General features: G+C 70.4%; 17 protein-coding genes and 1 other RNA gene. 10 read left to right on the forward strand and 8 right to left on the reverse strand.

Annotated elements, in window-relative coordinates; all coding sequences use genetic code 11:
• Positions 1-67: 67 nt before the first annotated feature.
• Positions 68-1,621, reverse strand: a complete 1,554-nt coding sequence (locus tag VEA62_RS04130; RefSeq protein WP_324818775.1) for an ATP-binding protein — start codon at positions 1,619-1,621, stop codon at positions 68-70.
• Positions 1,618-2,349, reverse strand: coding sequence for a response regulator (locus tag VEA62_RS04135; protein WP_324818777.1), 732 nt, complete (start codon positions 2,347-2,349; stop codon positions 1,618-1,620). The genes VEA62_RS04130 and VEA62_RS04135 overlap by 4 nt, the downstream gene beginning before the upstream one ends.
• A 127-nt stretch (positions 2,350-2,476) precedes the next feature.
• Here VEA62_RS04135 and VEA62_RS04140 point away from each other — a divergent pair, with 127 nt between their 5' ends.
• Both VEA62_RS04140 and VEA62_RS04145 read left to right on the forward strand, forming a co-directional pair.
• Positions 2,477-3,145 (forward strand): hypothetical protein, encoded by a 669-nt coding sequence (locus VEA62_RS04140; protein WP_324818779.1) that lies wholly within the window; start codon positions 2,477-2,479, stop codon positions 3,143-3,145.
• 104 nt (positions 3,146-3,249) lie between these two features.
• Complete coding sequence (locus VEA62_RS04145) at positions 3,250-4,521, forward strand: S41 family peptidase (RefSeq protein WP_324818782.1); 1,272 nt, start codon at positions 3,250-3,252, stop codon at positions 4,519-4,521.
• On the opposite strand, the gene purT is transcribed toward VEA62_RS04145, so the two are convergent.
• The 3 genes from purT to tkt are packed head-to-tail and all read right to left on the reverse strand — an operon-like array spanning position 4,518 to position 8,063.
• Positions 4,518-5,711, reverse strand: a complete 1,194-nt coding sequence (gene purT, locus VEA62_RS04150; RefSeq protein ID WP_324818785.1) for a formate-dependent phosphoribosylglycinamide formyltransferase — start codon at positions 5,709-5,711, stop codon at positions 4,518-4,520. The two genes, VEA62_RS04145 and purT, sit on opposite strands and share 4 nt — an antisense overlap.
• Before the next feature lie 4 nt (positions 5,712-5,715).
• Entirely contained in the window at positions 5,716-6,111 is a 396-nt protein-coding gene (locus tag VEA62_RS04155) for a VOC family protein (protein WP_324818788.1), read from the reverse strand.
• Positions 6,112-6,113: 2 nt separating this feature from the next.
• Entirely contained in the window at positions 6,114-8,063 is a 1,950-nt protein-coding gene (gene tkt, locus VEA62_RS04160) for a transketolase (protein ID WP_324818823.1), read from the reverse strand.
• 142 nt (positions 8,064-8,205) lie between these two features.
• On the opposite strand from tkt, the gene VEA62_RS04165 reads away from it, so the two are divergent.
• From VEA62_RS04165 to VEA62_RS04195, 8 genes are all read left to right on the forward strand, one after another.
• The gene (locus tag VEA62_RS04165) at positions 8,206-8,463 is read left to right on the forward strand and encodes a hypothetical protein (protein ID WP_324818790.1); all 258 of its coding nucleotides are present in this window, start codon (positions 8,206-8,208) and stop codon (positions 8,461-8,463) included.
• Entirely contained in the window at positions 8,463-8,774 is a 312-nt protein-coding gene (locus VEA62_RS04170) for a cell division protein ZapA (RefSeq protein ID WP_324818793.1), read from the forward strand. Before VEA62_RS04165 ends, VEA62_RS04170 begins: the two co-directional genes overlap by 1 nt.
• A gap of 72 nt (positions 8,775-8,846) precedes the next feature.
• Positions 8,847-9,329 carry a MarR family winged helix-turn-helix transcriptional regulator gene (locus tag VEA62_RS04175; RefSeq protein WP_324818796.1) on the forward strand — a complete coding sequence of 161 codons (483 nt, stop codon included), beginning with the start codon at positions 8,847-8,849 and terminating at the stop codon, positions 9,327-9,329.
• On the forward strand, positions 9,326-10,678 hold the full coding sequence (locus VEA62_RS04180) for a S41 family peptidase (RefSeq protein WP_324818799.1): 1,353 nt from the start codon (positions 9,326-9,328) through the stop codon (positions 10,676-10,678). The genes VEA62_RS04175 and VEA62_RS04180 overlap by 4 nt, the downstream gene beginning before the upstream one ends.
• A gap of 50 nt (positions 10,679-10,728) precedes the next feature.
• Positions 10,729-10,889, forward strand: a non-coding RNA gene (gene ssrS / locus VEA62_RS16205) — 6S RNA.
• Between the two features lie 129 nt (positions 10,890-11,018).
• Positions 11,019-11,564 carry a 5-formyltetrahydrofolate cyclo-ligase gene (locus VEA62_RS04185; RefSeq protein WP_324818801.1) on the forward strand — a complete coding sequence of 182 codons (546 nt, stop codon included), beginning with the start codon at positions 11,019-11,021 and terminating at the stop codon, positions 11,562-11,564.
• A gap of 10 nt (positions 11,565-11,574) precedes the next feature.
• Positions 11,575-12,396: a TIGR00282 family metallophosphoesterase gene (locus tag VEA62_RS04190; RefSeq protein ID WP_324818804.1), complete on the forward strand. Its 822-nt coding sequence runs from the start codon at positions 11,575-11,577 to the stop codon at positions 12,394-12,396.
• A gap of 84 nt (positions 12,397-12,480) precedes the next feature.
• Positions 12,481-13,305, forward strand: coding sequence for a DUF5694 domain-containing protein (locus VEA62_RS04195; RefSeq protein ID WP_324818806.1), 825 nt, complete (start codon positions 12,481-12,483; stop codon positions 13,303-13,305).
• A 1-nt stretch (position 13,306) separates the two neighbouring features.
• On the opposite strand, the gene VEA62_RS04200 is transcribed toward VEA62_RS04195, so the two are convergent.
• From VEA62_RS04200 to purL, 3 genes are all read right to left on the reverse strand, one after another.
• Positions 13,307-14,875 (reverse strand): alkaline phosphatase D family protein, encoded by a 1,569-nt coding sequence (locus tag VEA62_RS04200; RefSeq protein ID WP_324818808.1) that lies wholly within the window; start codon positions 14,873-14,875, stop codon positions 13,307-13,309.
• A gap of 55 nt (positions 14,876-14,930) precedes the next feature.
• Positions 14,931-15,287, reverse strand: a complete 357-nt coding sequence (locus VEA62_RS04205) for a DUF305 domain-containing protein (RefSeq protein ID WP_324818809.1) — start codon at positions 15,285-15,287, stop codon at positions 14,931-14,933.
• Positions 15,284-16,998: phosphoribosylformylglycinamidine synthase subunit PurL (purL, locus tag VEA62_RS04210; RefSeq protein WP_324818812.1), on the reverse strand; the 1,715-nt coding region annotated here is incomplete at its 5' end. The genes purL and VEA62_RS04205, both read right to left, overlap by 4 nt.

The raw sequence follows: 16,998 nt of genomic DNA on the forward strand, positions 1-16,998 counted from the left end.
GCCCGGGGTTTCAACCCCGCGCCTGTAACAAGCCGTGATCAACTGTAACGCTTTGTCGTGCCGCGCCTCAGGCGTTCGCGCGCGCCGCCGGGTCGAGCGGGAGCTCCAGCCGGGCGGTCAGTCCGCCGCCGGGCCGGTTGGTCAGCGTCACATCGCCCCCGTGCGCTCGCGCCGCCTGGCGGGCGACCGTCAGGCCCAGCCCTGCTCCCCCGGTCTCCCGGCTGCGCGACCGCTCGCCGCGGTGAAAGGGCTCGAACACCGCCTCCAGTTCGCTCTCCCCGAGCCCCGGCCCGTGATCCGAGACCTCGACCACGGCGCGGTCGTCCCGCGCGAAGGCCATCACCCGCGCGGCGCCGCCGTATTTGACCGCGTTGGAGATCAGGTTGGCCAGCGCCCGACGCAGGCCCGCCGCGTCGCCTTCGACCGGCAGCGGCCGCCCGCCCTCGAACGTCACCGCCGCGCCTGTCTCGGTGAAGCCGCCCGCACAGTCCGCGGCCAGCGCATCCAGATCGAGCACCTCGCGCCGGTCCGGGGTGGTCTCGCCGCGCACGAAGGCCATCGCCTGGGCGATCAGGGCGTCCATCTCCTCGATGTCTGACGCCATCCGGTCGCGCACGGCCCCGGGCGCCTGCTCGGCCCGGAAGCGGAGACGGGTCAGGGGCGTGCGCAGGTCGTGGGCTATGGCGGCGATCGTCTGCGTCCGCTGGCGCATATGGTCGCGCAGCGACGCCTGCATGTCGTTGAAGGCGTGGATGGCCGTGCGCACCTCGCTGGGGCCGGAAGGAGCCAGCGGCTCGGCGTCCGGATCCGCTCCCAGCCGTTCGGCGGCCTCCGCGAACACACGGATGGGGCGCGTCAGCCTTCGGGCCATCCACCAGACCAGCGGCGCCAGCAGCAGCATGGAGATGCCGAGCGCCAGCAGCAGACGCTGCTGCCACGGTGAAAGCAGCCCCCGCGGCGGCTCGACCGTCGCCCATCGCCCGTCCGGCTGCAGCACCGAGGCTGAAAAGGGCGCGAAGGTGAGCCGGTCGGCGACGACGGTGAATTCACGGGTCGTGGTGTTGAGAACGATCGCTCCGTCGTCACCGCGCGGAGCCATGTGCCGCATGTGCAGTTCGGCGACGGCCGTGAGGTCTTCGCGGGAAGGGCTTCCGGCGGTCTTCTCCGGGGCCGATGGACGAACCCGCGGAGGCGGGGTCGGCGCGCCCGGTCGGACATAGACGAAGTTCACTTCGCCTTTTTCGGTCGGCGCGGGCTCACGGCGCAGCCCGATTCGCCGCGGGCGGTCTCTCCGGTCGATCGTCACCCTCACCTTGTCCGGTGTGACGTCCATTCGCCGTGCGAGCCCGGCGGAGATGGCGAGGGCCATCGGATCGACCTCGTCGATGCGCGCCGGCGAAACGGGGGCGTCCGTGATCCGCCGTTTCAGGGGCCGACCGTCGGACGTCTCGGCCGGCCGGCCCTTCAGGGCGTCGGCCGCCGCCTCGATGCTGAATCCCGTCGGGCGCGGCTCCGGCGCCAGCACCACCACCGCGAACGCCACGGCCTGCGACATGACCACGGCCAGCGCCGCAAGCGCCGCCACCTGCACCAGGACCGGCAGGGACGAGGGGCGCTTCACGAGGCGCTCCGGCCGGCGCCGTTAACGCGCTCGACCCGGACGTCGAACATATAGCCTTCCCCGCGCAGGGTCTGGATCATCTCCAGTCCCGACCCGTCGTCGAGCTTCTTCCTCAGCCGGCTGATCTGCACGTCCATGGCCCGATCGAACACGTCGCTGTCCGCGCCCCGCGCCCGCTCCAGCAACTGGTCGCGGGTCATGATCCGGCCCGGCCGTTCCGCGAAGGCGCGCAACAGGGCGAACTCGCCGGCCGACAGGGCCACCGTCTGGCCGTCGGGCCGCATCAGTTCGCGCCGCATCAGATCCAGCCGCCACCCCGCGAACGTCAGGCAGGGTCCGTCGGCCTCGGCGGCCTCCCGGGGCCGGCGCAGCACCGCCCGCACCCGGGCCAGCAGCTCGCGCGGATTGCATGGCTTGGCCAGATAGTCGTCGGCGCCCAGTTCCAGGCCGATGATCCGGTCGGTGTCCTCTCCCATGGCCGACAGCATGACGATGGGCGGGCCCTTGCCGGCGATCCGCCGGCAGACCGACAGCCCGTCCTCGCCCGGCATCATCAGGTCCAGCACGATCAGATCCGGCGGGCGGGTGGCGATGGCGCGGTCCATCTCGGCCGCCGTCGCTGCTCCCTCGGCCGCATAGCCGTGCTGGGACAGGTATTCGGTCAGCACCTCGCGGATGCCGGGGTCGTCGTCGACAACGAGGATACGCGGAGCGGCTTCGGCTTGCATGGACCCATTGTGGCGAACCGTGGTCGCGCCGTCATTTCAGGGCTGAAACAATTCGGCGAGCCGGTGAAACACTGGCGAAAGCCCCCCGTGGTCGAACAGGGGTCTGTTCAACGGGAGCCGATCGCTCATGCTGACCCTCATCGCCCTTTCCGCCGCCCTCCTGCAGGAGCCTCCGGCTCCGCCCGCGCCGCCCGAAGTCCATACCCAGGTGATGGTCGTGGGGTCGCATGGCCCCGGCTCGCTCGACAAGGACGGGGACGGCCAGGTGTCGCGCGAAGAGTTCGCTGCGCCGTTGAACGACCATTTCGCCCGCATGGATACCGACGGCGATGGCCGTCTGTCGACGGAGGAACTGTCGGGCGGTCATGGCCCGGATGGAGACGGGAACATGATGATCTTCCGGGGCGGACCTGACGGAGCGCCCGGCGCCCACCGCTTCGAGATGCGCGGTCCTGGTTCCGGCGAGCCGGGTGCGCGGGAGGAGCACGAGATCATCATCCGCAGAGCCGGCGGACACGGCATGCCGATGATGATCCACGGTCCTGGCCACCACGGGACGGGCGGCGAGGCCCGGGTCGAAATCCGTCACATGGGCGGCCCGGGCGATCACGGGGATATGGACAAGGACGGCGACGGGAAAATCAGCGAGGCCGAATTCACCGGACCCCTGCGCGAGGCCTTCGCCCGCATGGACGCCGACCGCTCCGGCTTCATCGAGGAAGGCGAGCGCGGCGGCGACGGCGACGTTCGCGTCTTCACCCATCGCATCGAGACGCGTGACGGCGACGAGGATTGATCGGGTTCAGCGCTTTCGTGATTTGAAGAACGAAGGTTCGCCGCTCTAACGTGGCGCCGATGAACCTCCGCCGCCTCCTTCTCCGACTGACCGGGTCAGCCGCGATGAGTCTTGCGCTCGTCGCGGCGCCGGCGTGGGCGCGCGATCCCGCCCTGGCGCCCGCACCGACAGCGTCCCCCGCCGCCGCGGATGTCGCCGCCACCGATGCTCCTTCGGCGCGGCCGTCGCGTGAGCGGGCGCGGATGAACCAGCGCGTCTTCGACAGGGTCTGGACCGAGGTTCGGAGCCAGTATTACGACCCGGGGCTGCATGGCGTTGACTGGAACGCGGCCCGGCGCGCCTATCGGCCCCGGGCGCTCGCCGCGCCCGACGACCGGGCGCTGTACCGCGTGCTCGGCGAGATGCTCGCCCTGCTCGACGACGAACACGCCGGCGCCTCCGCGCCCGCCGTCGCGCGGCGCATCGACACGGTTCGCCAGGCCCGCCCCGCCATTGGCGTGAGCCTGCGTCCCGATCCCGACCACCCCGGCGTCTATGTCGTCGAAATGGTGCGCGAGGGTTCTCCGGCGGAGGCGGCCGGCATCGCCGCCGGCTGGCGGCTGGACGCGACCGCTCCCGGGGCGTGGTATCCCGAGCTCGATGTCGTCGACGGCCAGACGGTGACCCTCGCCTTCGCCGTGGCCGATGGCGGTCGCCGCACCCTGACGGTGACCCCGCGGATCATGCAGCCGCGCCCGGCGTTTGCCGTGGACCGCTCCCGCCCCGGCGTCGCGGTCCTGCGCGTCGATGCCTTCGATCCGGGCCTCGGCGACTGGATGGGCCGACAACTGGCGGCTCTGCCGCCCGAAACCGATGTCATCCTCGACCTGCGCGGCAATCCCGGAGGACGGCTGCTCGAGGCCGACGCCGTGCTGAGCTGTTTCCTGCCCCGCGACCTTGCCTGGGCCACCCGCACCACCCGCTCGGGGAGGGCCATCGTGCTGCGGACCGCGGGCGGTTGCGGCGACCTTGACGCGCCCGCACCGAACGAGGTCGCCGTCCTCGTCGACGCCAACAGCCGCAGCGCCGCGGAACTGACCCCGGCCGCCCTGCAGGAAGCCCGGCGCGCTGTCGTGGTCGGCGAGCAGACCGCCGGCGCGGTGTTGATCTCGCAGGACACCCGCCTGCCCGACGGCGGCCGTCTCAGCCTCAGCCGTTCCGACTTCGTCACCGCTGGCGGCGTCCGGCTGGAGAAGCGCGGCGTCACCCCCGACCTGACCGCGCCTCTCGGGCAAGACGGCCCGGGGGGTCAGGATCTCGCGCTGGACCTGGCCATCGCCGCGCTTGCCGGCGCCGGCGCCCAGCAGGTCCAGGCCGCGGACGCCGCCCCGCTCTAGCCCGCCACCGGCCTGACCTTCGACGCCGCCTCGCGCGCCCGCTCCCGCGCCTGCTCGACTGTGTCGCCACGCGCCGTCGCCACGCCCATCCGGCGGCGCTCATAGCTCTCCGGCTTGCCGAACAGCCTCAGGTCGGCGGTCGGAACCGCGAGCGCCTCGGCCACGCCCTCGAAGGCGATACCCGTCGCCTCCATGCCGCCGTAGATCACCGCGCTGGCCCCGATGTCGCGCTGGCTGACGTCCACCGGCAGGCCAAGGATGGCGCGCGCGTGCAGGGCGAACTCGCTCATGGTCTGGGTCGCCAGCGTCACCAGACCGGTGTCGTGCGGCCGCGGCGACACCTCCGAGAACCACACCTGGTCGCCTTTGACGAACAGCTCGACCCCGAACACGCCCAGCCCGCCCAGGGCATTGGTGACCCTTCGCGCGATGTCCTGCGCCGCCGCCAGCGCCGCGGGCGTCATCGCCTGCGGCTGCCAGCTCTCGACATAGTCGCCGCGTTCCTGCCGATGCCCGATCGGGGCGCAGAAGTCCGTCCGCACCGCGCCGTCTCTCACCGACCGCACGGTCAGCAGGGTGATCTCGAAATCGAAGTCGATCCGCCCCTCGACGATCACTCGCGCCGTCTCGACCCGCCCGCCCGACTGGGCATAGGCCCAGGCGGCGCCCGCGTCCTCCAGCGCCTCGATCATCGACTGACCCTTGCCCGACGACGACATCACCGGTTTGACGAACACCGGCAGGCCGATCCGGTGCGCGGCCTCGGCCAGCTCCGCCGCGCTGCCGACGAAGGCGTAAGGGCTGGTCGGCAGGCCCAGTTCCTCGGCCGCCAGCCGCCGGATGCCCTCCCGGTTCATGGTCAGATGCACCGCCCGCGCGGTCGGTATGACCACCGCATGCCCCGCCGCCTCGATCTCGACCAGCACCTCCGTGGCGATGGCCTCGATCTCCGGCACGATGATGTGCGGGTGCTCGGCGGCGATGATTCCGACCAGCACATGAGGATCGGTCATTGGGATGACGTGACTGCGGTGCGCCACCTGCATGGCCGGGGCGTTGGGATAGCGGTCGACCGCGATCACCTCGGCGCCCAGCCGCTGCAGCTCGATCGCCACCTCCTTGCCCAGCTCCCCGGCGCCCAGCAGCATGACGCGCGTGGCGTTGGGGGTCAGCGGGGTGCCGATGCGCATGGGTCTAGTCTCCGGTCCGGGCGGGTTCGATCAGGTCCCAGGCGTTGCCGTACAGGTCCTCGAACACCACCACCTTGCCATAGGTCTCGTGCCGCGGCGCCTCCCGGAACCGCACTCCGGCCGCCGCCCACGCCGCGTGGTCCCGCGACAGGTCGTCGGTCTCCAGGAACAGCCACACCCGCCCGCCGGCCTGATCGCCGACGCGGGACCGCTGCTCGTCCTTTGTGGCCTTCGCCAGCAGCAGAGAGGTCTCGCCGCCCTTCGGCGTCACCCGAACCCAGCGCTTGCCGCCGCCCATGTCGGCATCCTCACTGAGTTCGAAGCCGAGCGTGCCGACGAAGAAGTCTATGGCCTCGTCGTAGTCCCGGACCAGCAGGCTGACGGCCCCGAGACGCGCCATCGTCAGAGGCGCGCCTTCACCGCCGCCACGACCGCTTCGGCCGTGATCCCGAACTTCTCGTACAGCACCTCGGCCGGGGCGCTGGCCCCAAAGCCCGTCATGCCGACGAAGCCGCCATCCTCGCCGATAAACCGCTCCCAGCCCTGCTGGATGGCGGCTTCCACGGCCACCCGGACCGTGCCGCGGCCCAGCACCGACGCCCGGTAGGCGGCGTTCTGCTTCTCGAACAGTTCGAAACAGGGGACCGAGACTACCCGCGTCGGCGTGCCTTCCGCCTCCAGCGTCTCCGCCGCCGCCAGCGCCAGCGGAACCTCGGTGCCGGTGGCGAACAGGGTCGCCTTCGCCTCGCCGTTCGCCGCCTTCAGTTCATAGGCGCCGCGGGCCGACAGGTTCTCGCCCGCCGCCACGGTGCGCACCGCCGCGGTCTTCTGCCGCGACAGGGCCAGTGCGGATGGGGCCGTCTTGTGCTCCAGGGCCAGCTTCCAGCACTCCATCGCCTCGACCGTGTCGGCCGGGCGGAACACCAGCAGGTTCGGAATCGCCCTCAGCGCCGCCAGATGCTCGACCGGCTGGTGCGTCGGCCCGTCCTCGCCGAGGCCGATGCTGTCGTGGGTCAGCACATGGATGACCCGAACGCCCATCAGGGCCGCCAGACGGATCGACGGGCGGCTGTAGTCCGAGAACACCATGAAGGTGCCGCCGTAGGGGATGACCCCGCCATGCAGCGCCATGCCGTTCATCGCCGCGGCCATGCCATGCTCGCGGATGCCCCAGTTGACGTAGCGGCCCTCGTAGGTCGGCGCGTCGAGGATCGGCGTGCCCTTGACGAAGGTGTTGTTCGAACCGGTCAGGTCGGCCGAGCCGCCGATCAGTTCCGGCACGGCGGCGAACAGCTCGTCCAGGGCCGCGCCCGACGACTGCCGCGTCGCCTGCGCCGGCTTCGTCTCGACGAGTTCGGCGATCTTCGCGTCCAGCTTGGCGAAGGCGCCCTCCGGCAGGTCGCCCTTCATCGCCCGGGTGAAGTCCGCCGCCTGCGATGAAGCCGCCAGCCGCGCCTCCCACGCCTTGCGTTCCTTCGCCCCGCGTCGGCCCACCTTCAGCCATGCCTTGTGGACGGCTTCGGGCAGTTCGAACGGATCGTGGGTCCACGACAGGCCCAGCCGCGTCGCCGCCACCTCGGCCGCGCCAAGCGCCGCGCCGTGGGTCTTGTGGCTGCCTTCCATGGTCGCCGCGCCGCGGCCGATCTTCGTGCGGCAGGCGATCAGCGTCGGCTTGTCCTGTCGCGTCGCCCACTTCAGCGCCGCCTTGATCTGCCCCATGTCATGGCCGTCGATCGCCTTGACCGCCCAACCCGCCGACTTGAAGCGCGCCTTCTGGTCGGTGGCGTCCGACAGGCCGACCTTGCCGTCGATGGTGATCTCGTTGTCGTCCCACAGAACGGTCAGCTTGTTCAGCCTGTAACGGCCCGCCAGGGTGATCGCCTCCTGCGACACGCCCTCCATCAGGCAGCCATCGCCGGCGATGACCCAGGTCCGGTGGTCGACCAGGTCCTCGCCGAACCGCGCCGCCAGATGCCGCTCGGCCATGGCGAAGCCGACGCTGTTGGCCAGACCCTGTCCCAGCGGTCCGGTGGTCGTCTCGACCCCCGGCATGTGGCCGAACTCGGGGTGGCCCGCGGTCTTCGAGCCCCACTGCCGGAAGTTCGACAGCTCCGCCTTCGTCGCCGCCTTGTAGCCGGTCAGGTGCAGCAGGGCGTAGATCAGCATCGAGCCGTGGCCGGCGGACAGGATGAAGCGGTCGCGGTCGGCCCAGTCCGGCCGGCTGGCGTCGAACTTGAGGAATTTGGAGAACAGCACCGTCGCCACGTCCGCCATCCCCATGGGCATGCCGGGGTGGCCGCTCTTCGCCTTCTCGACCCCGTCCATGGCCAGGACGCGGATCGCGTCCGCCATCTGCTTCGGCGTGGCTTTTTCGGATACGGTTGTGGCGTCGGTCACGGGGGGACCTTTCGTCGGGAGGCGGAAAAAGGGAGGCGCGCCGCTTTACCCCGACGCGCCAGCGGGTTCTATACGGATTCTGGAGGAAGTGACCTGCATGGACGCTGCATCGGCCGCCAAGGACCGGGTTGATCGCGCTCTGGCGCTGCTCGAACGCCGCCTGCTCGACCTGAAGAGCCGCGCCGCCGCGACCGGCCGCGCCCCCGACGACGACCTGTTCGCGCCTCAGCCGTCCAGCGAGACCGACCGCATCCGCATCCACGAACTCGAATCCGCCGGCCGCGACGCCGCCGAGGTTCTCGCCCGCGCCGCCGACGCCATCCGCGAAAGCCTGGCCGAGCAGGGGGGCCGCTGATGGCGACGGTGACCGTCGAGATCAACGGCCGACCCTACGCCGTTGGCTGCGCGGACGGGCAGGAGGAGCGCGTCCGCATCCTCGCGAAACAGTTCGACGGCCATGTCCGGCAGGTGGCGGGCGAGGTCGGCCACGTCGGCGACATCCGCCTGTTCCTGATGGCGGGCCTGCTGCTGGCCGACGAGCTGCACGAAGCGCGCCTGGCCAATCCTGCCGCCGAGCCGCAAGCGCCGGCCGCCACGACCGACGGCGTCGCCGAGGCGCTCAACGCGGTCGCCGCCCGCCTCGAGAAGATCGCCCAGGGACTTTAACGCCTCCCGTCGGCCCAAAGCCTGTCGGATTTGTCATTTGCGCCGATATGTAAGCGCTTATACATCTGCCTCATGCCCCATTCGTTGCGAACCCATGGCGTCCTGCTTCGCCGGCTGATCGACCACCTCGACGGCGCCGTGGAGCAGAGCTACGACCTGGCCAACCTCGACTACCGGCCGCGGTTCACCCCCATCATGCGCGCCTTGCTGAACAGCGGGCCGGCGAGTCTGCGCACCCTGTCCGAGCGCACCGGCGTGACCCATTCGGCCATCAGTCAGACGGTCGCCCAGATGGGCAAGAGAGGCTGGGTCTCCGTGGCGGTCGGCCGGGACGGGCGCGAGCGGATCGTCGCCCTCACTCCCTTCGCCATGGAGCGAGTGCCGGCCCTCGAACGCTGCTGGGCAGCCACGGAGGCCGCCTCCGCCACCCTGGACGACGACGTCGGCCAGCCCCTCGCCGATGTGCTGATCCGGGCCCTCGAGGCGCTGGATCGTCGTCCTTTCGCCGACCGCCTTGCGGCGGCCTCAACTGATCAGCCCGGAGATATCCGATGAACCGCGCCCGCCTTCTCCTGTCCGTCTGCGCCCTGGCCTGCCTCGCCGGGACGCCCGCCGTGGCCCAGAGGGCCGCACCGACAGCGGTCGCCCGCGTGGAGGCTGTGGCGCCGCTGACCGCCACGCAGCGCGCGGCGGCCGTCGCGGACATCATCCGGACGGTCGAGACCCGGTACGTCTTTCCCGATCGCGTCGCCGCCATCCGGGCCCGGCTGAACGAAGGGCTCTCCAGTGGACGCTACGACACCGCTGATCCCGGAGCCTTCGCCGAGAGGATTACGGCCGACCTGCGCGAGTCGAGCAGCGACGGGCACATGTATCTCAATCATGCGCCGGCCGAATATTCGGCCGTCGCCGGCTCGGACGAGCCGACCGCGGATAATCCGGCTTTTCAGGCCATCTGGGCGGCCGCCGCCCTGCGCAGCAATCATGGCCTGTCCGAGATGCGCATCCTGCCCGGCAACGTCCGCTATCTCCGTATCGGCCAGTTCCACTGGGTCGCGGATCGCACCGGCCAGGCCTACGACGACGCCATGCGGTTTCTGCGCGACGGCGATGCGCTGATCATCGATCTGCGCGGCAACGGGGGCGGGGATCATGCCGCCGTGCGCTACCTGCTCAGCCATTTCATGGAGCCGGACCAGCTGGACATTACCTTCCTGGAGGCGGGCGAGGAGCCGGTCCAGTCGCGGACCCTCGACAATCTTCCGGCGGGCCGGGTGCGCGGCAAGCCCCTCTATGTCCTGATCAATCGACAGGTCGGTTCGGCGGCTGAGGCTTTCGCCTACGATGTCCAGCAGTTCCGGTTGGGAACGCTCGTCGGCGCGACCACGGCCGGGGCGGCCAATAACAACACCTTCTTTCCCATAGCGCCCGGCTTCATGTTGAGCGTCTCCTACGGCCGGCCGGTGCATCCCGTGAGTGGCGGAAACTGGGAGGGCGTCGGCGTCAGCCCGGACGTCGCCGTGGAACCGGCGGTCGCGCTGGACACGGCGATGTCCCAGGCCTTGGCGACGCTGCTGGCCCGCGCCGACGCCGATCCCGCCGACCGCGCCGGCTGGGAGTGGGCGGAGGCCGGAGTTCGCGCCCGGCTGAATCCGCCGGCGGTTGCGCCCGCGCACCTGCGGGCGCTGGCGGGATCCTACGGAGGCCGGGTCATCCTGTTCGAGGATGGCGGGCTCGTCTGGCGGAGATCCAACGGTCAGACGTCGAAGCTCACGCCCATGAATGCCGACGGCCTGTTCGCGGTGGAGGGCGCGGACGACCGCATGCGCATCTGGCTGTCGGGCGATGCGCTCGAGATGCGGAGGATCGACGACCCGGCGCCGCCCCGTTTTCCGCGCGACTGACGCCCGCCATTGTTCCGCCCCGGGAGAGCGACTATCTTGTTCGGTGGCGGGTCCTGCTGCGGCCCTCGTCGAAGGCAACATTTCCTCGCGACCTTAATTCACTCGAAGGGATCTGTCCCTGTTTGGGCTCGAGGGCCCGGGCACACGGAGCCCACCTGGCTACCCAGGTCGAGAGGATTTAAACGCCCTTCACGGTTCTTGCGGCGCCGCCACCCTCTTCTCTCCGGTGCGCTATCGCTCGCCGCGCGGCGGCTCGCTGCTTGAGCGCGGACGCGGATGTCTCCTCCCGACGCAGTGGGGAGGGGGCGACGACGACCCCGCCGATGCGCTACGCTCCTGCATGACCGACAAGCACGAACTCCGGGCGGCCATGCGGGCGAACCGAAAGCGGCTGGCCGGCCTCGATCCGGAAGCGTCGTTGCGGGCGGCGGAGCACGCGGACCAACTGCCCTCCGGCGAAGTCGTGGCAGTCTACCGCGCGATCGGCTCGGAGATCGACGCCGAGGCCCTGTCGGCGGCCCTGAGCCGCCAAGGCTGTCAGCTCTGCCTGCCGGTGGTGATCGAGCGCGACGCCCCGATGATTTTCCGCCGCTGGGCGCCGGGTGAGCCGCTGGAGCTCGACGTGGCCGGAGTGCCCGCGCCCCTGCCGCTCGCCGAGGTGGTCGTCCCCGACCTGATCGTCACCCCGCTGCTCGCTTTCGACGCCGCCGGCGGGCGGCTGGGGCAGGGAGGCGGCTACTACGATCGGACCTTCGCGGCCCTTCCCGCCGTCATCCGGATCGGTCTGGCCTACGCCGGGCAGGAGATCGAACATCTGCCCGTCGAACTGCACGACATCCGGCTGCATGGCGTTCTGACCGAGAGGGGCTATAGAGCCGTTCCATGAGGCAGAGCGTATGAGACTGGCGTTTTTCGGCGACGTCGTGGGCAAGTCCGGTCGCGACGGGCTCAGCGACCACCTGCCCGGCCTTAAGCGCGACCTGAAGCTCGACTTCGTGGTCGTCAACGCAGAGAACGCCGCCGGCGGCTTCGGCATCACCGAGAACACCGCCCGCGAGCTGTTCATGGCCGGAGCCGACTGCCTGACCCTGGGCAATCACAGCTGGGACCAGCGCGAGGCCCTGACCTATATCGTGCGCGAGCCGCGGCTGATCCGCCCGCTCAACTATCCTCGCCTGATGGACGCCCCGGGGGCGGGGGCCAATCTCTTCGAGACACATTCCGGCAAGACCGTCCTGGTCATGAACGTCCTTGGCCGAATCCATATGGACCCGATGGACGACCCGTTCAGCGCGGTCGAGAAGGAGCTGGCGGCCTGTCCGCTTGGCATGGCCGCCGACGCCATCATCGTCGACATGCATTGCGAGGCCACCTCCGAGAAGATGGCCATGGGCCATTTCTGCGACGGCCGGGCCAGCCTCGTGGTCGGCACCCACACCCACGTGCCCACGGCCGACTGCCAGATTTTGACCGGCGGGACCGCCTATCAGACAGACGCCGGCGGCTGCTGCGACTACGACTCGGTGATCGGCAACGAGAAGGAAGAGCCGCTCCGGCGCTTCACCACCCGACTGTCCGGCGGCCGCTACGTCCCCGCGCACGGCCCGGCCACGATCTGCGGCGTTTATGTCGAGACGGACGACAGAACCGGCCTTGCGACCCGCGTCGAGCCCATCCGCGTCGGGGGACGGCTGAGCCAGGCGGTGCCGGTGGTCTGATCCTGTCGAAGAGTTAATGGCGCGGCCTGCATCCAGGGCCGCCCGCCGCCGCCTCTCTCCGCGAACATCCTTGCGGAGCCTTCGATGCTGAAGATCCTCGCCGCCGTCGCGGCTCTCGTCCTGCCGACCGTGGCCCTGGCCCAGACGCCGGAACCCGTAGAGGTCATGATCGTCGGCGCCTACCACATGGGCAATCCGGGCCAGGACCTCCACAATGCCCGCATCGACTCCGTCACGACGCCGGAGAAGCAGGCCGAGCTCGAGGCGGTGGCGGAGGGGCTGGCCCGCTTCCGTCCCACCGCCGTCGCGGTCGAGCGCATCGCCGGCGACCAGTCCACCCTGCTGGACCAACGCTACCCGGGCTTCACCCCCGCCGACCTGCTGACCAACCCGGACGAGCGGGTCCAGCTCGGCTATCGCCTGGCCCACCGTCTCGGCCTCGAACGCGTCTACGCCATTGACGAGCAGGACCGCGAGGGCCAGCCGTCCTACTTCCCGTTCGAGGACGTGCAGAACTGGGCCGCAGCCAACGGCGGCGGCGAGCGGCTCGGCGCCATGCACGGTGAGGTCGCCGCCATGCTCGCCGAACTCGAACGGCGGCAGGCCACGGACAGCGTCGCTCAGCTGCTGACCCGCATCAACGCGCCCGAGAGGGTCCGCCGCGACCAGGGCTTCTACGCCCGCCTGATGAGCTTCGGAGCCGGCGACGATCAGCCGGGCGCTGTCCTCAACGCCCGCTGGTACGCCCGCAACGCCCAGATATTCGCCCGGCTGCTGCAGGTCGCCCGGCCCGGAGACCGCATCGTGGTGATCTACGGCTCGGGCCACAACTACTGGCTCCGCCAGATGGTCGAGACGACGCCGGGCTTCCGACTCGTCGAGCCGGCCGGCTATCTGCCCACGGACTGAGTCAGGCTAGAACCACACGCCCATCCCCGCTCGCCACCGCGAAGGTCGCCCGGGTGGTCAGCGTCCCGCCCTTCTCCGAAACCTTGTCCAGCACCTTGAACTCGGTCTGCCAGCGCTCCGGCGTTACGTCGCAGACGACATAGCCGCGCTGGGCGTTGTTGAACTTGAGGAACGGGTTGTCGGCCAGATAGCGGCGGCCGTCCGGGCGCTGGTCCACCCCGTCCCCGGACGAGCTGATCGAGGTGGTGACGAATTCCGCCGCCACCGGCGCCCCTTCGGGGTTGCGGCTGTCGACGTACAGCTCGCCGGCGTAGTTCTGATGCTCGTCGCCGGTCAGCACGATGGTGTTGGCGATCCGACGGTCGCGCAGCCGATCCAGCAGCCGCTGCCGCGGAATGTGGTAACCCGCCCAGGAATCGAGGTTGTAGCCCGGCTCCGGTCCCTCCTTGCGGTCCAGATCCATCACCATGATCTGCTGCGCCAGCACCTTCCAGCGGGCGTCTGAACGCTCGAGGTTCCGGTAGAGCCAGGCCTCCTGCGCCTCGCCCAGTACCTGCGCCCGCGGGTTCGAAACGCCCTCGCAGGTCGTAGCCCAGTTGTCGCCGCAGGGCTGGTCGGTGCGGTGCTGCCGCGTATCGAGCAGATTCAGGTCCAGCAGGTTTCCCCACGACGCATGGCGATACAGCTGGATGTCGGAGCCTTTCGGGAAGGCCGACCGCCGCAGCGGCATGTGCTCGTAGAAGGCCTGCGCCGCCGCCTGCCGCCGCAGCAGGAAGACCTCGGGCGGGACGCCGTCGTCGCGGTCCGAAACCCAGTTGTTGGCCACCTCGTGGTCGTCCCAGGTCACGAACCAGGCCGCCGCCGCGTGGCTGGCCTGCAGGTCTGTATCCATCTTGTACTGGGCGTAGCGGCTCCGGTAGTCGTCCAGCGAATAGGTCTCGCCGCCGAAATGCTGGCGCGGGTTCTCCATGGTCCCGCCCGAGCCCGTATACGTCCGGCTGCCCCGTCCTTCGTAGATGTAGTCGCCGTAGCAGTAGACGAAATCCAGGTCCTCGGCCGCCGCCTTGCGGTGCGCCGTGTAGAAGCCCTGCTCATAGGCCTGGCAGCCCAGCACGCCGAACCGCGCCCGCGCCACCGACGCGCCCGGCGCCGGGGCGGTCTTCGCCCGGCCGGTTGCGGTGCGTTCGGCGCCGGCGATGAAGCGGTAGAAATACTCGCGGCCGGGTTCGAGGCCTTCGACCTCGACATGAACGGCGTGCCCCATCTCGGGCCGCGCGATCGCCTCGCCCTTCTGCGCCACGTTGGAGAAGCCGCGGTCTGTCGCGACCTCCCACTTCACCGGGACGGGCGCCGAGGGCATGCCGTGGCCGATCTCCAGCGGGCGCGGGGCCAGCCGCGTCCAGATCACGAACCCGTCGGCGGTCGGATCGCCGGCCGCGATGCCCAGCTGGAACGGGTATTCCGCGAAGACCGGGTCGGCGAGGGCCTGCCGCCCCGCGCCCAGCGCCGCGCCGCCGGCGGCCAGCGCCAGCATGAGGCCCCGGCGGGATACGGATTCGGGCAGGCTCATGTCAGGCGCTCCAGGGTTCGAACGCCGCAGAACTAGCCCGGAAATATGACGGTCGTCACTCGCCCGCTGTTTCGCCCGGCCGCCAGGCTTCGAGGGCGGCGATCTCGGCCTTGCGCGCGTCTATGGTGCTCCGGGCCAATTGGCGCAACGCGGGGTCGGACGTCTCGCGCAGCGACGCCTCGGCGCGGGCTATGGCTGACCGGTGTTCCTGGATGGCCGCCCTGACGTAGGCCTGATCGCCGGTCGCGGGCCGCCCTGCCTCGATCTCGGCGGTGGTCGGCGTCGCCGCGGCCTGCCGCGCCGCGGCCGCCTCGCGCAGCGCCTGTTCCACGGGGTCGCCGCCACCCTCGCAGGCCGCCAGACCGAGCGCGAAGCCCGTCGTCAGCGTGATGGCGGCGAGGCCGCGCCTCATGCCCGGCCTTCGATCCAGTTCGGGAGCCAGCTCTCGTGCATCTCGCGCAGGTGATCGAGCGGCAGGCGGAACAGGTCACCCTCCGGCCCTCCCGAAGCGAAGTCGCGCCCCTTGGCCCGGCCCACGACGCTGGCGTGAAGCCCGGCCGCCTGGGCCGCCGCGATCACGTCCGTCGCCTCGGGCACGGCCACCAGGTACCGAGCCTGATCCTCGCCGAAGAGCAGGATGTGGGCGTGCGCCGCCGAGGTGGCGTCCAGCTCGACTCCCACGTCCGAGGCCAGCGCCAGATCCGCCGCGGCGCCGATCAGGCCGCCGTCCGACAGGTCGTGGACCACGGTCAGTTCGCCCGCCTCGATCAGGCCCCGCACGAAATCGCCGGTCTTCTTCTCCAGAGCCAGGTCGACCGGCGGCGGGGCCCCGTCCTCGCGGCCCAGAACCTCGCGCAGATAGAGCGACGAGCCCAGCTCGCCGACCGTGTCGCCGATCAGCACCAGCACATCGCCCTCGTTCATGCCGCCGAAGCCGGTGACCACGTCGTAGTTGGGCAGCAGGCCGACGGCGCCCACCGTCGGCGTCGGCGGAATGGCCGCGCCGTTGGTCTCGTTGTAGAGGCTGACGTTGCCGCTCACGACCGGGAAGTCCAGCACCCGGCAGGCCTCGGCCATGCCGTCGATGGCGCGGACGATCTGGCCCATGATCTCCGGCCGCTGCGGATTGCCGAAATTGAGGTTGTCGGTGATGGCGATCGGCCGCGAACCGACGGCGGTCAGGTTGCGCCACGCCTCGGCCACCGCCTGTTTGCCGCCCTCATAGGGGTCGGCCTGGACATAGCGCGGCGTGCAGTCCGAGGTCATGGCCAGACCCTTGTCGGTGCCGTGCACCCGCACCACGCCTGCATCCGCTCCGGTCGCCGAGTCCTGCAGGGTGTCGGCCATCACGTGGCGGTCGTACTGCTCCCAGATCCAGCGCTTGGAGGCCATGTCGGGGCAGCACACCACCTTGATCACCGCATCGACCCAGCTGTCCGGGGCGGGGATGGTCTTGGCGTCCAGGCGCGGCTGCAGCTCGGGCTGGACCCACGGCCGGTCGTACAGGGGGGCGTCGTCGAACAGCGGGGCCAGCGGCACGTCGCACACCGTCTCGCCGTGATGCTTGAGCACCAGCCGGCCGGTGTCGGTGGTCTGGCCGATGACGGCGGCGTCGAGGCCCCACTTCTTGAAGATGCGGTAGCCGTCCTCCTCGCGGCCCGGCTTCAGCACCGCCAGCATCCGCTCCTGGCTTTCGGACAGCATCATCTCGTAGGCCGTCATGCCTTCTTCGCGCTGGGGCACCATGTCCATGTTCAGCTCGATGCCGACCTCGCCCTTGCCGGCCATTTCGACCGAGGACGAGGTCAGGCCCGCCGCCCCCATGTCCTGGATCGCGGCCACCGCGCCCGAGGCCATCAGCTCCAGCGTCGCCTCGATCAGCAGCTTCTCGGCGAAGGGGTCGCCGACCTGCACCGTGGGGCGCTTCTCGTCGCTGTTCTCGTCGAAATCGGCGCTCGCCATGGTCGCGCCGTGGATCCCGTCGCGGCCAGTCTTGGAGCCGACATAGACGATCGGGTTACCGATGCCGGTCGCGGCCGAGTAGAAGATCTTGTCGGTCCTGGCGACACCGACGGTCATCGCGTTGACGAGGATGTTGCCGTTGTAGCTCTCGTCGAAATTGA

This window comes from Brevundimonas sp. (assembly GCF_035627475.1).
Classification (GTDB): domain Bacteria; phylum Pseudomonadota; class Alphaproteobacteria; order Caulobacterales; family Caulobacteraceae; genus Brevundimonas.

Bases quoted from the DNA above. Each gene is read 5' to 3' on its own strand.
- VEA62_RS04195 (WP_324818806.1), top strand. From the start codon at position 12,481: ATGCTGAAGATCCTCGCCGCCGTCGCGGCTCTCGTCCTGCCGACCGTG.
- VEA62_RS04190 (WP_324818804.1), top strand. From the start codon at position 11,575: ATGAGACTGGCGTTTTTCGGCGACGTCGTGGGCAAGTCCGGTCGCGAC.
- VEA62_RS04205 (WP_324818809.1), bottom strand. From the start codon at position 15,287: ATGAGGCGCGGCCTCGCCGCCATCACGCTGACGACGGGCTTCGCGCTC.
- VEA62_RS04175 (WP_324818796.1), top strand. From the start codon at position 8,847: ATGCCCCATTCGTTGCGAACCCATGGCGTCCTGCTTCGCCGGCTGATC.
- tkt (WP_324818823.1), bottom strand. From the start codon at position 8,063: ATGGCGGACGCGATCCGCGTCCTGGCCATGGACGGGGTCGAGAAGGCG.
- VEA62_RS04140 (WP_324818779.1), top strand. From the start codon at position 2,477: ATGCTGACCCTCATCGCCCTTTCCGCCGCCCTCCTGCAGGAGCCTCCG.
- VEA62_RS04155 (WP_324818788.1), bottom strand. From the start codon at position 6,111: ATGGCGCGTCTCGGGGCCGTCAGCCTGCTGGTCCGGGACTACGACGAG.
- VEA62_RS04135 (WP_324818777.1), bottom strand. From the start codon at position 2,349: ATGCAAGCCGAAGCCGCTCCGCGTATCCTCGTTGTCGACGACGACCCC.
- VEA62_RS04180 (WP_324818799.1), top strand. From the start codon at position 9,326: ATGAACCGCGCCCGCCTTCTCCTGTCCGTCTGCGCCCTGGCCTGCCTC.
- purT (WP_324818785.1), bottom strand. From the start codon at position 5,711: ATGCGCATCGGCACCCCGCTGACCCCCAACGCCACGCGCGTCATGCTG.
- VEA62_RS04170 (WP_324818793.1), top strand. From the start codon at position 8,463: ATGGCGACGGTGACCGTCGAGATCAACGGCCGACCCTACGCCGTTGGC.
- VEA62_RS04200 (WP_324818808.1), bottom strand. From the start codon at position 14,875: ATGAGCCTGCCCGAATCCGTATCCCGCCGGGGCCTCATGCTGGCGCTG.
- VEA62_RS04185 (WP_324818801.1), top strand. From the start codon at position 11,019: ATGACCGACAAGCACGAACTCCGGGCGGCCATGCGGGCGAACCGAAAG.
- VEA62_RS04145 (WP_324818782.1), top strand. From the start codon at position 3,250: ATGAGTCTTGCGCTCGTCGCGGCGCCGGCGTGGGCGCGCGATCCCGCC.
- VEA62_RS04165 (WP_324818790.1), top strand. From the start codon at position 8,206: ATGGACGCTGCATCGGCCGCCAAGGACCGGGTTGATCGCGCTCTGGCG.